Source organism: Treponema medium, from assembly GCF_017161265.1.
Lineage (GTDB): Bacteria > Spirochaetota > Spirochaetia > Treponematales > Treponemataceae > Treponema > Treponema medium.
The window spans coordinates 996,847-1,012,538 of record NZ_CP031393.1 but is presented as its reverse complement, the minus strand read 5'-3'; the positions used below and the strand labels follow the sequence as shown (position 1 = coordinate 1,012,538).

The following is a 15,692-nucleotide window of genomic DNA, read 5'->3' as shown; positions in this document are numbered from 1 at the left end:
TCATTTTTAATGATATTACTATCAGCTGTTTGCTCAGCTGTAAAATGGGCCTGATTAGAGTTGAACTAATGACCCCTTCCTTATCAGAGAAGTGCTCTAACCAACTGAGCTACAGGCCCGTATAAAAAAGAGAGGGAAAGAAGAGGAGATAAGCGGAAGCTTTGTGTACAACAAACAAAGCATTTAGTATTTACCTTTCTCTGAGAAAGGAGGTGATCCAGCCGCACCTTCCGGTACGGCTACCTTGTTACGACTTCACCCTCCTTACCAAGCGTACCTTCGGCACCGTCCTCCTTTGCAGGTTAGACAAGCGACTTCGGGTACCCCCAACTCGGATGGTGTGACGGGCGGTGTGTACAAGGCCCGGGAACGTATTCACCGCGCCGTGCTGATGCGCGATTACTAGCGATTCCAACTTCATGAAGTCGAGTTTCAGACTTCAATCCGAACTACGATTGCTTTTTTGCGGTTTGCTCCACCTTACGGTCTTGCTTCGCTTTGTAGCAACCATTGTAGCACGTGTGTAGCCCTGGACATAAGGGCCATGATGACTTGACGTCATCCCCACCTTCCTCCGATTTGTCATCGGCAGTTCCGCCAGAGTCCTCAAGCTTTACCTGTTAGTAACTGGCAGTAGGGGTTGCGCTCGTTGCGGGACTTAACCCAACACCTCACGGCACGAGCTGACGACAGCCATGCAGCACCTGTCTAGCAGGGTATTGCTACCCGGCCTTATCTCTAAGACCTTCTACTAGATGTCAAACCCAGGTAAGGTTCCTCGCGTACCATCGAATTAAACCACATGCTCCACCGCTTGTGCGGGCCCCCGTCAATTCCTTTGAGTTTCACCCTTGCGGGCATACTCCCCAGGCGGTACACTTATCGCGTTTGCTTTGGCACTGAAGCTCTTGCCCCAACACCTAGTGTACATCGTTTACGGTGTGGACTACCAGGGTATCTAATCCTGTTCGATCCCCACACTTTCGCATCTCAGCGTCAATTATCGGCCAGAAACCCGCCTTCGCCACCGGTGTTCTTCCAAATATCTACAGATTCCACCCCTACACTTGGAATTCCAGTTTCCCTTCCGTAATTCAAGTTACACAGTACCCAATGCTATTCTAGGGTTAAGCCCCAGGATTTCACATCAGGCTTACATAACCGCCTACATGCCCTTTACGCCCAATAATTCCGAACAACGCTCGCCCCTTACGTGTTACCGCGGCTGCTGGCACGTAATTAGCCGGGGCTTATTCGTCGATTACCGTCATCAGATGAGCATTCCCTCTCACCCTTATTCTTCATCAACAAAAGGATTTTACAACTTTTCAGCCTTCTTCATCCACGCGGCGTCGCTCCGTCAGACTTCCGTCCATTGCGGAATATTCTTAGCTGCTGCCTCCCGTAGGAGTTTGGGCCGTATCTCAGTCCCAATGTGTCCGATCACCCTCTCAGGCCGGATACCCATCGTCGCCTTGGTGGGCCTTTACCTCACCAACTAGCTAATGGGACGCAAGCTCATCCTCAAGCGAAGCCGTAGCTTCCTTTCCTCAATACCCCTTATGAAGCACTGAGTGTATTCGGTATTACCTGCTATTTCTAGCAGCTATCCCCATCTTAAGGGTAGATTACCCACGTGTTCCTCACCAGTCCGCCACTCTAGGAGAGAAGCAAGCTCCTCTCTTGCCGTTCGACTTGCATGCTTAAGACGCGCCGCCAGCGTTCGTTCTGAGCCAGGATCAAACTCTCCATTATTTTATTTCAAACACCCCGAAGGGTGTCTGATATCAATAATTTTGAAAGCAAGTCCCGTTTCTTATTTTTAGGAACGTTGACCTTCGAGAAAAAAACAACAATGCAAAGCAATTATTCATCACTCTACACCCTCTTTCTCTCAATTCTTTGTTCTACGCTTATTTTCCTTACCAAAGATTTTTTGCTCTTTGGCTTTTCTTCTTTCCCTTCCCTTTAATTTCAAAGACCAGTTTGCTCAACACCCTGCTTCAGGGCGTCGCAGCGAAAAAGAATGTATCACAAAACCGTTCGTTTTGTCAAGCACCTTTTTCTTTTTTTGTTTATTTTTTTTCGCTCACTGTAATAAGCGTTATAAACACATAAAAGTATTACCTTAGCCTCACTGCTCCGAAAGCCCATCCGTATCAAAAAAAAGAAACCTGACAGACTTCACTGATGTGAGAAGTTTACACAACTGTACACTATCTAATAAATAATAGAAGAAAGTGGTAAAACCAAACACTTTTACGCTTGTCTCACCTCACCTGCTAATTATCAGCAACTGAATGCAGCGGCAAATATACTAACACAAGCCACCCTTTTCGTCAAGCATTATCTCTCCGTTTTTTTTATTTTTTGCTTTTAGCTCATTAAAAATGTAATACTTCTATAAGCCACAACTTGAGTTGAAAGACCTTATAAAGAACAGCTCGGTAAGTCTATACACAGAAAGGAATAAGCTTGTGGAGAATAGGGGATTCGAACCCCTGACCTATTGATTGCGAACCAATCGCTCTACCAACTGAGCTAATTCCCCAAAATTGGTATGAGTATATAGTTTTTCGATAAATTGAGCAAGTGTTTTTTAAGATAATATTTTAGAGCGTACGAAAAAATTTTTATACATCATAGCAGCTCTAAAACTGAATGAATATTTTAGAGGATCCCGCTATAAAAAACTGTGATATATGTGGTATATAAGAAAACATGTGATATATGAGGAGGAAATTCTAAAAACCGCGAGCCTGTTGGCTTGTTCTGTAGGGAAACGATTATCGTATCCACACGGACGGAGTGCGCATCAGTTTTTCGAAGACGTCCAAAGATATAAAAATACAAAATAAAATCCTTGACTTTTCCGACAAAGTCCCGTACACTAAATGTATGAACTTGAAAACTGTTTTGACACCTGAAACTGTCAATCTCCATTTAAAAGGAACCTCTAAAGAGGAAATTATTGATGAATTACTTGAAATGCTTGTTCAGGCAGGAAAAGTAAAAGATAAAGCCGTTGCCCGTGCCTGCGTGTTGGATCGTGAACGCAAAATGTCTACGGGAATGAAGCATGGTATTGCAATTCCGCACGGAAAAACCGATTCAGTAAACGATCTTGTTGCCTGTATTGGTATTTCGGATCATCCGGTCGATTTTGATTCGCTGGATCAAGAGCCATGCCGTATTTTTATTATGACACTTTCGCCGATTGACAAAACAGGACCGCACTTGCAGTTTTTGGCAGAAGTCAGCCTGCTGTTTAAGAGTGCCGAAAAACGACAAGAAATACTGAATGCAACTGACAAGTCCGATATTATCCGTATTTTAACCGAATAGTGTACACGACTGGAGTAAATGCACTTAAACTAACAAAGCATGAGGAGGTTTTATGCTTGTAAATGTATTAACAGCAGGGGACGATGTAAGTGAAAAATTAAAGACATACTGCAACGGATTACCCGATGTCGATAAGAAGATTATGGATGCTGCATCCGATGAAGGAAAAAGCTTTATGGGCGCACATGGCGTATCTGCAGCTCCGATGGTTGTCGTTCTTGATGAAGACGGAAAGGATTTATTAAAGACTACCGATATGAATGAACTCGAAAAGTTCTTTTCTTAAATTTCTGCAAACTTAATTTAAAAACCTCTCGGGAACATTATTCCGAGAGGTTTTCTTTTAATATATGGCTATATTTTTCTCTGCTTTACAAGCAAAAGAGCCGCACCGTATTTAAAGATTTTTATACATATTCCACGTTGATTCAATCAAAGTTTTTACATCAGAATACTGAGGATTCCAGCCTATCGTTTCGCGGGCATGCTGAGATGTTGCATAAAGCTCGGCAGGGTCTCCGGCACGGCGGCCGACAAAGCGGGCAGGTATTGCCTTTCCGGTAATAGAACGAGCGGCGGTAAGCATTTCGCTGACGGTAATTCCAACTTCGCTGCCGAGATTTACGATAAGACTACTATTTTCCTTATCGATATAATGCAGTGCATCGGTATGCGCTTTCGCAAGGTCGCTAACATGGACATAGTCACGGATACAGGTGCCGTCGCGTGTGGGATAATCGTTTCCAAAAATTTGAAGTTCTTTCCGCATACCGGCAGCTACCTCCATAATAATCGGCAGGAGGTTCTGCGGATTCCGCTCAAGCCCCTTAACAGCCCCCTCCGGATCATAGCCTGCTGCATTAAAATACCGCAGCGATGCAAATTTAAGCCCCTTTAACCGGTCATACCATTGCAAAAACTCTTCTGTTTTAAGCTTGGTAAACCCATAATAGCTTTCGGGATTCTTCGGATGCTTTTCATCAATCGGAAGATATTCAGGGGAACCGTAAACTGCAGCCGATGACGAAAATACAAAACGGAGACACCCGTGTTTGACCGCAGCATTTAAAATATTCATCGTTGCCGAGATATTATTGATGGAATATTTTTCAGGAGCAACCATCGACTCTCCTACCGCCTTAAATGCAGCAAGGTACACAGCCCCGTCAAAACCACGGGCAAAGGCTGCTTCAATATCGTCGTTGTGGCGAGTATCGCCTGCAATAAACTCCGTACCCGGGAAAATATTGCATAATTGTCCCGTCGATAAATTGTCGAATACCGTAACCGAATGACCGGCCGCCAGCATTGCTTTTACTACATGACTGCCGATATATCCGGCACCACCGATAACTAATACACGCATAGTAAACCTCTTATAACCCTCTTTTCCAACGCCACCTACTCATCAAACCGTTATGGTTAATCGGTTAGTTCGGTATGCCGTAATGAGGTGATATTTCGTAATCGCTTTATCAATTCTTTGTTTTTGCCAAAAGTCTCTATGGGGAGCGGTAATCGATATGTCCAGTTCGACTTGCTGACAGTACCCGGCACATTAATACGCTCCTCACAAGCCTTACTTTTCGGCAATTCATCGATTATGACTCCCAACCAGTCTTGCACAGGAAAGATAGCAAGCATTGACGGCACCTTGACTAAGGCGCTCAATAATACCACAGCTAAGTCCGCCGTGTAGGCAGGTTTTTCCCCTTCAATAGGACAAAGCGTTTTCCGCATCTTGCCGTCAATATGTAACGCATCAAAGAATGAACGCATATCCACATAAGACAATTCTTGCTCCCACCATTCCCGCATTGTCGAAGAATCGTGCACGGAAGTTACCGCAACTGCTGCTTTCGGATAATCTTGCAGCGGGATAAAAGGCGCTCCGTTTTTTCCCCATTCACGTTCCCAGCGGAACACCCGCAGGCTCAAGATATGTAAGTTTTCCAGAACCGCCGGCAATGCCGCAGGTTTCGCACCCAAATCTTCAGCACAAGGCTGCATATCAACGGAATCGCACAATTCCGACAAAACATCTCCCGCCTGCGCAGCCCACAGTTGATTCTGCATTAATTCTTTTTCTTCTACCAGTAAAGCAAATTGTCTTTGTTCATCCTCCGATAACGTTCCCCATGCAGTGGTATTCCGGTACAGATATGCCGCGGTATACACGGCAGCGCCATGCAAGTCTTTTCCGGCTTTTACCAACATACGATCAGTCCATTTTTGCCGCAAAACGGTTTCCACTTCAGGAGGAAATTCACAACGATGAATATCTGCCTCGCTTTGTATTTCTGCTTTAAAAAGCCACAGCTCCTCAGTACCGATTCTATCGGCAACTTTACGCAACAGACCATGCGCATACAGATAGTCGCCGTTCACTGCATTTTGAACGATATCGGTATTGATATGCGGCTCTGCCATCCATCGGATACGGCTTTTGGAAAAACCTGCCTTTTTCAAATCCTCAATCGTTATTTCCGCATAAGGAATAGGTTTACCTAAAATACCGGTCGTTTCTCCTTCGGTAATAGCCCAAATTCTAAAAAAGCCTAAGATATGATCGAGCCGGTACGCATGGTAATACTGCGATGCATGGGCAAGCCGCTCTTTCCACCAACGATAGCCGGTTGCTTTTAAATTTACCCAGTTGTAAATAGGGAAGCCCCAATTTTGTCCTGTAGGATTATCTCCATCAGGAGGGCTGCCAGCGCGAAGATCGCTACGGAAATATTCGGGGTGCGCCCACACTTCTACCGAATCCTCGTTCATCAAAATAGGAATATCGCCTTTTACCGCAATCCCGTTATTAGCACAATAGGTAACGGCTTTTAACAGTTGCTTATGCAGATGCATTTGTACCCACGCATAGAATAGATGCTCCCGTTTCAAAACAGGATCGTTCCACGCAGCAGCGATTTTTGCCGTTGAAGGAGAACGCATACCGGCACATTCTTTCCAATCTTTCCACGAAGCATAATAGTTTTGCCGCTTAATATTCTTAAACACCGCGTATTCGATTATCCACGGATTTGCCTGTATCCATTCCGCAAGCTCGCCGGTCTGAGAATCCGCAATAATTTGTGATTCAGCCTTATTAAATATGGCATGCAACAGTACATTTTTTTCGTGAAGTATATCCCGGTATCGAAACCGCTCCCCCGGAGTGTGCGGTTCAAAAGCGGTACGTATTTTTTTTATCTCAGCCTTGAAAGTATGTGCTTCCGGTATATCATCCAAGCAGATGTAGAGCGGATGCAGCGCAAACGCCGAAAGAGCATTATACGGAGAACTGTCGGTACCTGTATCATTGACAGGTAAAAGCTGAATAATGCGCAGTCCTGCTTTTTTGCAAAAGTCTGCAAAAGGAATGAGATCGGAAAATTCGCCGACGCCGCAGCTTTTTTGACTGTACAGAGCGGAAACCGGTACGGCAGTTCCGCATAAAGCCTGATTAAGCGGTAAACATTTCATCTCATTCCTCCTAGTCAACTAGGGTTATCATAGACCAAAAATGTAAAGTTAGAAAGAGGGGGACAGCAATCAACAAGTATGATGGCTTTCAGACCACAAAGAAACAATAAGCTTTTAGAGCAATCAATACAATAAACACAATAAATGCCATTCCATTTGACAAAAGGCCGTATGCGTATTACCGTATATGGAGAAGCTTTTAAAATTCACCATCTTTTTAAAGCCTCCCCATAAAGCCCTATAAAGGAAAGATATATGAAAAATGTACCGGCAGAGACACTACAGCACAATATAAAGTATTTGGATTTACTTTCCCGCTTGTTCCCCAATGTTACCACCGCAGTTGAAGAAGTGGTCAATCTGAAAGCCATCCTGAATTTACCGAAAGGAACCGAGCATTTTTTGACGGATATTCACGGAGAAGCGGAAGCATTTAATCATGTGATGCAAAATGCGTCGGGCGCTATCCGGCGGAAAGTATCCGAAGAACTCAGCTCAACAGTCAGTATTGACGATTTAGAAGAACTCACTACCCTCATCTACTATCCTAAGGAAAAACTCGAACTGATCAAAGCGGAAAAAAAGGCCAATATTACAAACTGGTACGAATTAACTATTTACCGGCTGGTACGGGTGGCACGGGCAACAGCGTCAAAGTATACACGATCAAAGGTGAGGAAACTGCTGCCGAAGAGTTTTGCCTACATAATGGAAGAGCTGTTGCAGGAAGATGAACACCGCTTTAACAAAAAGGATTATTATAGCGAAATTATCAAAAGCCTCGTGGAATACGGACGTGCGGATTTATTCATCATTGAACTGTCCGAAGTAATAAAAAAATGCACCATCGATCATCTGCATATTATCGGCGATATTTTTGACCGCGGCCCGTCCCCGCACAAGGTGATGGATACGTTGATGGCGCAGAACAGTCTTGATATCCAGTGGGGCAATCACGATATCCTCTGGATGGGAGCTGCTGCGGGATGCCGTGCGTGTGTTGCAACGGCGATACGGATTGCGCTCCGCTATTCCAACATCGACGCTATCGAGGATGGATACGGCATCAGCCTGCTGCCGCTGGTAAGTTTCGCACAGCATGTGTATAAAGATGATCCGTGCGCGCAGTTTATGCCGAAAGTAAACGAGAAAAAGCCCTTCGACGTCGATGCGGAACTGCTCGCAAAAATGCATAAGGCAATCAGCATCATTCAATTCAAAATTGAAGAGAATATCATTGAGCAGCATCCTTCGTATAATATGGAACACCGGAGACTTTTGCGAACGCTTAATCCTACTGCGGGCACCATCGAAATTGAAGGAAAGACTTATACCCTGAACGACACCTCGTTCCCGACCATCGATCCCGCACATCAAACAGCGCTTACCGATGAAGAGCAGTACCTCATCGATACACTAACCAATACGTTTATGACCAGCGAAAAGCTCAAGCAGCATGTGCGGTTCTTGTATGCAAAGGGGAGCATGTACCGGCGCTATAACGATAACCTGCTCTTCCATGCCTGCCTGTTGCTGAACGAGGACGGCAGCTTTAAGGAGAAAGAGATAGACGGCGCCGTATATTACGGTAAAAGCCTGATGGATAAATACGACCAGATGGCGCGGGAAGCCTACTTTTCCGGACAGAATGCAGACTTTCTGTGGTTTTTATGGTGCAATCAGGATTCGACGCTGTTCGGCAAGACGAAGATGACCACCTTTGAACGCTACTTTATCGATGATAAAGCAACGCATAAAGAGCCGTCCTCGCCATATTATAAGCTGATGGAACGGGATGACGGAACGCTTGCCGCGCGGATACTCAAGGAGTTCGGATTAAGCGGCAACGCTCATATTGTCAATGGACACACGCCGGTCAAGGTTGCCAAGGGGGAAAGTCCGATTAAAGCGGGCGGCAAGCTTTTGGTTATCGACGGCGGATTTTCAAAAGCCTACCAAAAGACTACCGGCATCGCAGGCTACACGCTCACTTATAATTCTTACGGAATGACGCTGATAAGCCACCACCCGTTTGAGTCCGTGGATAAGGTTTTGCGCGAAGGCTTCGACATTGAATCTACAAAAGAGGTGATTGAAACCTTGGTTGAACGAAAGCGGGTTGCGGATACCGACACCGGCGCCGACATGAAGGAAAAAGTCCAAAACTTGGAAATGCTGATCAGCGCTTACAACAAGGGAATTTTAAAACAACAGGATTAACAACCACAGCGGCTGCTAAAACGGATTGTGGATTCATTTCTGAAAGCAACGGAATCTCTACTACCTCATGCAGTTTCAGAATGTAACAAGTACTTTTCCGTATACCGCTGTGCAGCAGCCTGTTCCGGTTCGTAGTACCGTTTGATGCGGATAAGCCGCTGTGCGATAGCGGCAAGGTTGTCTCCCCTGCCGAGAGCGAAGAGCGCCAATGCCGCATCGCCGACCAATTCTCCGTCGGCAAAAGCGGGAAGCGCAAAAGTTCTGCCGGTCATGTCGGCTTTCATTTGGCACCAGAGTGCATTATGCGCCTGCCCGCCGGATAACGTATACACAGGATGAAAACCGGAAACTTGTTCCAGTAAATCACAGCCATGCCGAATACGGAAAGCAAGTGCCTCTACAAATGCACGCCCCTGTCCCGCAAAGGTCGCGGGGTATGCACCAGAAGCAACGAACGGTTCCGCTGCGATCCGTTCCATTGCAGCAATGTAATCGTTACCCAAAAAGCCGTGAGACACCAGAAACGAGGAAAACGCTGCGCCGGAAGACGGAATAACGGATGACAGATTCCACAAATCAGGCATAACCGATGGCAGCAGCAGCGTTTTCTCGGAACGGCACGGCTGCGAGATACAGACGTTAATGCCCTCACTTGAGCCGGCACGGTCGCAGGCGGTACCCGCCGTCAGCGTTCCCGTCCCGATAAGCGCCGCGATAAAATCCGGTACACCGGCGATAACCGGAATACCGCAAAAGTGTCCGATCACCGTACCGGCGGCTGTGAAAGGCGGCAGCAAACCGGCAAGCCTTTCCGTATCGATATGCAGCGCTTCCGAAAACCGGAAAAGCTCTTCTTTACTCCAATAGGCCGCCTCGTAGCGCGGATCAGGGAGGCTGGTTACCACCGCGCCGGTTAAAAGGTAAGAGACATATTCCGGCCCGGAAAAAAGCTGCGCAGCGCCGGCGAATACATCAGGATATTTTGCACGAAAAGCCGCAATCCGCGGCAAAAAAAGGGACAGCCCCGCCACTGGGACAGATGCGGTTCCCTCTTGCGGCGCAGGTACGGCAGCCCCCTGCTGCCCCGATACGGTAAGCCCTTGTGGCACAGATTCATTCCATAAAAACAAGGTATCGTTTTTAGCCGCGTCAATAATAGCGTTAATAACATCATCAGGGGGAACAGCGGAGAGTAAAGATGCGGCGGTCAAAGGTGTAGCGGTGTTTATAGGCGCCTGCGGCATACGACGGTTTTGAGGTACGGCAACGAGCGAGGGACCGTTTCCCGAAACGCAAATCACGTCTACCGTATAATCAGCCGGCAAACTGCGCCATGCGGCAAAAAAGGTTTGAATCCAGTCTACCGCTTGAACAGGCTGCGGAAACAGCAAGCGTATAAACTTGAGAACCGTTCCGTCCTCGGTAATAAATGCCGCCTTTAACGACGACGTACCAATATCGGCACAGAAAATACCGTGATGCATAAACCTATGTAACGTCGCCGGAGAAAGACTCGTCATTCGCAAGCATTTGGTTTATATCGTCGTTGACAACTTCCGAATGAGTATGCACAGAAGCAAAACGAGTACTATACCAATCAACCCGCCGCGTAAGAAACATCAGCAGCGCAACAACGCAGAAGATACCGATACTGCCGATAAGCAGCGCATAATCTTCCGATTGCAATATGCCGAACAATAAAAAATAGGATATGGCTTGTACCGCAGTTAAAAGAATACCCCAACGTATCCGCTTAAAAATTGCAGCAGTATAAAACCCGACAACGGTACATACGCCTGCCGTAGCAATCAAATAGCTGAGATTAAACGAAACATGTTCGGAAAAAGACAATAACAGCAAATAAAATAAAATGTCGGCAATCCCGATAAGAAAATACTGGATGGGATGAATCCGCACCGCACTCCATAATTCGCATAAAAATATCGCTAAAAACGGAACCGCTAAAAAAAGGAGCGCATAAGTAATGCACCGCTTTACTTGCGAATAATGATTAACGGGTGTAATAAAACCGATCTTTACCGTTTCGGGCGAACTACGGAGGCTTGAAGAAGCTTTCGCCGCATAACCGTCATATTCATCATACACATCCGTATCTTTGGATATACTGAAATCCTGCGCTTTCCAACTACGGGGAAATACCGTGCTTAAACCGGAAATACGCCAATCGGCGGAAAAACCCGAATCGTCGAGCGTACGGCTCTTTGGCAGCCATCCACCCGAAAAACTGGGGGCAGGCCATGTCGACTGCACAGTAAAACTGTTATCCGCAGCAAGCGGTACGATACAAAGGCTTTTACCTCCTTGTATGGAAACAGAACCCTCAATCGAAAAGCCGGAACGCACGGTATCTTCCGGTACCATGTAATAAACGGCATTGCGAAACGGAGATGCTCCGGCAGGGGCAGTCAGCGCTTCAAGCAGCGGCTTACCGTTCCCGTGAAGTGTGGGATAAGCGGTTAATGTCTTTTTATCTTTTATCCCAAGAATAAGGACAGCATCTTTGTAGCGAATATTCTTTTCCGCAATATTGAATTGACTAAATTGAAAGGCGGAGAACGAAGCGGTAATCGCAAGCTCGCCGTTAAAAACGGGTACGGTAAATATACCCCGCGAAAGGTGATAAGGATTAATCTGTGTTACCAGATTATATGTTTCCGGAACTGTGAGAATATAGTCCGTTTTTTTCTCTTTTTGAACAACCTTTCCGGAAGCATCCGTATATTCAACCAATTCGTTATATGGCACGGCAAGCAGCAAGCCTTCAATAACAGGTTCTCCCCCAGCAGGTTCCATGATAGACGCTTCGGCAGTCCGCCGGTACCCTTCCCGATCATTAACAAGTGAGCGAATAAACGCAAGCGGAATAAGCAGTATCAGCATCATAATAAAGATGATAACGGGTTTTATCCACGCCGCCTGATGGGGAAACATTGATTTCTTAGGCATAGCAGCAGTTATCTCCGTTGATTGCTTTATTTCCATATCGATCCCGATTTTGCTTAATCTTGTTTATTATCTGTCTTATTTTGTGCATTCGAATCCGCTGTATGCAATATCCGCTCGATAATATCTCTATTATCCAACAAACCACTCAAAGACTGATTATGATGCAACCGCGAAATAGCCTGCGCAAACAATCTTGAAACATCAGTTGAAATATACCATTCTTTCTTGAGCAACTCTTCGTGGTATACCGCATTGGTACCGATGATGCGATAAAAATGTCCTTTTTTATATGCTTCATCAAAAAGCTGGATTGCATCACCGGTAAAAAACGGCAAACTCACCGCCGCAATAACTTTTTTCGCACCCTTGCTTTTAAGGAACTCCATTGCTTTTAACAAAGTTCCGCCTGTACCAAGCATATCATCGGCAAGGAAGGCGGTTTTACCGTTTACATCACCTAATAAATTGATATTTACAATATTGGATTGCTTTGCATTTTGGGTAACTACGGAATAATCACGCTCTTTGTAAATCATTGCAAGCGGTTTTTTTAGACCGCTGGAATAAAATTTGTTCCGGTCTACCGCCCCGCTATCCGGCGCAACAATAACAAGCTCGGCATTGGGATCTGCAAGGTTTTCAATTTTTATCAGCTCTCGAATAATCTGATAACTTGCATGAAGATTTTCGATTCGGGCAGTATGGAAGGAATTTTCAATCTCGCGGGAATGGATATCCAACGTAATAATTTGATCAACGCCGAGCGTTTCGTAAAAATGTCCCAGCATACTGGCAGTCAATCCTTCACGTCCCTTCTTTTTATGCTGACGGCTATACGGATACACAGGAACAACAAGCGTAATATGCGCAGCTCCGGCATACCGAACGGCGTCGATGGTTACCATCATCGACATAAGGTGATCATTGACCGAAAAAACGTGTTGATTCTTACCTTCATTCACCCAGAGCGGATAATGATTTTCTACATCCTGAAAAATACAGACATTCTTTCCACGAATACATTCCAGTATTTCCGTCTTAAATTCGCCGTTCATAAAGTAGGTAAAACGGGCATTCACTTTAAACCGAGGAATCCGGATTTTTTCAATCTCGTTATTTTCATGTAAACCGGAAGAAATAAGATCGTTATAAAAATTGAGGTCTCGGATGAGGTTTTCTTTTTGTAAATTATACCGTTTTATTAACTTATCTATTTTTCTATTAAGTTTTTCTACATAAATACGCCTTAAATGCTGAATTACCGCATCGGCAAAGTGCTCGCCGCCCGGACACGCCAGAATTGCCAAATTCGCAGACCCGGAGTATATCATACCCGCCCCCTCATGTCGGAATAAATTTGAGCATTAGTTTACATGTTTTTAAAAAAAATTCAATCGGTCTTTGTAGGGTAAACGCATCAGGTTGCTTTTTAACAACCCCGCAGAAAAATTGATACTATTCGACCAGAGTTGAACCGCTTCGCGTTTCAAATGGTCTCATAGTATCAATTTTTCCGCGTTTTTTATCTACTCTACCTGATGCATTTTACCCGCTTGTTGGAAAAAATGTGCGAAATTTTAAGCAAAATTTCGCACAGAAGGAAGGCAAACGCATCAGGACACACACGGATATAGCTTTCCGTTAGCCTTTTGAAAATAGCTTGTTGAGAAGCGTACATCCGTGTACGCTTCTCAACGACGAGATTTGTGCATACCACAAATCTCGCTTCTGTTAAATTTTACGGACATCCGTGTCCGTTCTGAAATTACAAGGCGCGAGCACAAATAAAGCGCAGGCACGCCTAAAAATGAACATCCTTGTTCATTTTTAGGCTACAAGTTTGCAGGAGCAAACTTGCTTCTGCTTGAACCCACCGCCATCCGTGGCGGTTCTGATACGTTGAGGATCTTCAGAAGCGGCACGGATGCCGCACGTATTAAGCAGACACAAGTTTGACACCGGTCAAACTTGTGTTCAGCGAAGTACACGGACGTACTTCGCTGAACGAGCAACGCAGTAGATGTGCCATATATTTTCAAAAGGACATCCTAGAAACCGATACCTACGCCAAGCTTTACCCCAACTCCGGATAGAGTGGTAAACGTACGCCTGAAATCCTGTGACGCAACCGATGCGGCAAGGTTAAGTGTAAAACCGCGCGAAGCAATAAAGAAGCAAAGTTCATGCCGCCACATTCGTTCGATACATCCGATATCCAAATAGGCTCCAAGCACTTTTGCAAACCGGCTTTCAATTTTAAGACTTCCATCTACATAATACGGCTTTGCATTGATAACCGGAAAGGCAAAAGACGGTGATAAGATCAAATAATCATTTTGAAACGGTCTAAAATCTGCCCCGATTTGAATCTTACACGGACGCATAATTTTTTTCTGAGGCAACTTATCGGAGAGCTCATCCATTTTCATATTTTGAGTAAAAATTTCTTTATTTTTATCTCCGATAGCGCTTAAAAGATTGTCTACCGAACCTTCAAATTTAAAATGACTCTGCAGCCCCGTATTCATTTGTACAACCATAAGTGGCAAATAATTTACCCCGCCGGTAACGGTAACCCACTTTGTCGGGCTGTATGATCCACCTAAACTAAGATCGAGCCCACCGTTTTTTAAAAGTTCGGGAACAGAAATGCCTCTCCTCGCTGCCATTGCCGGCAAATACCCATAAATATTTGCTGTGCCTTCCGCTTCCATGATCAGCCCTTCAATATGCTCTCCGTTTTTTTTGGGTGATAAGGTGACTGTTGCTTGCGGATTTTCCATATATGCAAGCGGAATAAAATACGCAAGCCGGGCAGAAAAGCCATAATTCGGTTTTTTCAGTTGATACAGTATTCCTGTGTCGGCAAAAGCATTGAGCTTTGCATTGACAGCTCCTTTAATTGCCTTTCCATCTGCATTCGCCTCATTTCCTTTTGCGATAAGATCGAGCAAACTTTTTGAGACATTCGTCCATCCATCCACATTAACTGTGGTGGAGAGTTTTACAGTGTGCTCTTCAAGTACAGTAAATTGAAAGAACCAATCAAAGTTAAATAAAACGTTTGCATGGATACCTGACTTTATCGTCTTGTCTGAAAGTGTATTAAGGTCGATAACCAGTTCCGGCTGAAAAAAGTCCTGAAAAGAAAACGCATTGTTTGCACCACTGGCTGCAATTGTTAATCCCGAATGCATAGAAAGCGAGCGCCGCTTAGACCGCTCCATCGGTTCATTCATTTCAACGGGCTGTAGTACATCTGCATGCTCTTGCTCTTTCGTGTTCTGTTCAGGGACGATTACCGTTCCCGCGCCGGAAGATTCGTTTTTAGCATTTATGTTTGGAGCTGACGAAGTCACGGATTCGGCTACACCGGTATCTGTATGAGCAACAGGCTCGGCAGAAGTATTTTCGGCAGACGCAGCAGAAGGCAGCGCGGTACTGTCGTCATTGTCAACAGAAACGGCGGCGGATGCTTCGTTTTCGGATTGAGCTACCGCATCTTCTTGGAAAGACTGAACGGCTTCACTATCAGTTTGAACACGATCGGGTTCTTGTTCAGTTACTATTTCAGAATCGGTACTAGTACCTACCGCATCCTGCCCGAACGCTGCAACAAGACCTATTACGATATATAATACAATAAACCATTTTTTTTTCATTTTACTTTCCTCTGGATA

The 15,692-nt window shown here is 45.2% G+C and carries 9 protein-coding genes, 2 tRNA genes and 1 rRNA gene; 3 read left to right on the top strand and 9 right to left on the bottom strand.

What is annotated here, in order from left to right; all coding sequences use genetic code 11:
- Positions 1 to 45: 45 nt before the first annotated feature.
- From DWB79_RS04545 to DWB79_RS04535, 3 genes are all read right to left on the bottom strand, one after another.
- Positions 46 to 119: transfer RNA gene (locus DWB79_RS04545), tRNA-Ile, on the bottom strand.
- Between the two features lie 86 nt (positions 120 to 205).
- Positions 206 to 1,755, bottom strand: a 16S ribosomal RNA gene (locus tag DWB79_RS04540).
- Between the two features lie 723 nt (positions 1,756 to 2,478).
- Positions 2,479 to 2,551: transfer RNA gene (locus tag DWB79_RS04535), tRNA-Ala, on the bottom strand.
- Between the two features lie 347 nt (positions 2,552 to 2,898).
- On the opposite strand from DWB79_RS04535, the gene DWB79_RS04530 reads away from it, so the two are divergent.
- On the top strand, positions 2,899 to 3,345 hold the full coding sequence (locus DWB79_RS04530) for a PTS sugar transporter subunit IIA (protein WP_016522864.1): 447 nt from the start codon (positions 2,899 to 2,901) through the stop codon (positions 3,343 to 3,345).
- A gap of 52 nt (positions 3,346 to 3,397) precedes the next feature.
- Positions 3,398 to 3,631, top strand: a complete 234-nt coding sequence (locus DWB79_RS04525; protein WP_016522863.1) for a thioredoxin domain-containing protein — start codon at positions 3,398 to 3,400, stop codon at positions 3,629 to 3,631.
- A gap of 111 nt (positions 3,632 to 3,742) precedes the next feature.
- Here the strand turns inward: DWB79_RS04525 and galE are convergent, their stop codons facing one another.
- Together galE and DWB79_RS04515 are read right to left on the bottom strand one after the other, a co-directional pair.
- On the bottom strand, positions 3,743 to 4,711 hold the full coding sequence (gene galE, locus DWB79_RS04520; protein ID WP_016522862.1) for a UDP-glucose 4-epimerase GalE: 969 nt from the start codon (positions 4,709 to 4,711) through the stop codon (positions 3,743 to 3,745).
- Between the two features lie 56 nt (positions 4,712 to 4,767).
- Entirely contained in the window at positions 4,768 to 6,825 is a 2,058-nt protein-coding gene (locus DWB79_RS04515; protein ID WP_016522861.1) for a 4-alpha-glucanotransferase, read from the bottom strand.
- A 255-nt stretch (positions 6,826 to 7,080) separates the two neighbouring features.
- Here DWB79_RS04515 and DWB79_RS04510 point away from each other — a divergent pair, with 255 nt between their 5' ends.
- Positions 7,081 to 9,045 (top strand): fructose-bisphosphatase class III, encoded by a 1,965-nt coding sequence (locus DWB79_RS04510; RefSeq protein ID WP_016522860.1) that lies wholly within the window; start codon positions 7,081 to 7,083, stop codon positions 9,043 to 9,045.
- Positions 9,046 to 9,110: 65 nt separating this feature from the next.
- On the opposite strand, the gene DWB79_RS04505 is transcribed toward DWB79_RS04510, so the two are convergent.
- From DWB79_RS04505 to DWB79_RS04490, 4 genes are all read right to left on the bottom strand, one after another.
- Positions 9,111 to 10,529: a xylulokinase gene (locus tag DWB79_RS04505; RefSeq protein WP_040859041.1), complete on the bottom strand. Its 1,419-nt coding sequence runs from the start codon at positions 10,527 to 10,529 to the stop codon at positions 9,111 to 9,113.
- 4 nt (positions 10,530 to 10,533) lie between these two features.
- Positions 10,534 to 12,012 carry a cell envelope integrity protein CreD gene (gene creD / locus DWB79_RS04500; protein ID WP_245541296.1) on the bottom strand — a complete coding sequence of 493 codons (1,479 nt, stop codon included), beginning with the start codon at positions 12,010 to 12,012 and terminating at the stop codon, positions 10,534 to 10,536.
- A 53-nt stretch (positions 12,013 to 12,065) separates the two neighbouring features.
- Positions 12,066 to 13,343, bottom strand: coding sequence for a ribose-phosphate diphosphokinase (gene prs, locus DWB79_RS04495; RefSeq protein WP_016522857.1), 1,278 nt, complete (start codon positions 13,341 to 13,343; stop codon positions 12,066 to 12,068).
- Positions 13,344 to 14,060: 717 nt separating this feature from the next.
- Positions 14,061 to 15,674, bottom strand: a complete 1,614-nt coding sequence (locus tag DWB79_RS04490; RefSeq protein ID WP_016522856.1) for a DUF5723 family protein — start codon at positions 15,672 to 15,674, stop codon at positions 14,061 to 14,063.
- Positions 15,675 to 15,692: the final 18 nt, after the last annotated feature.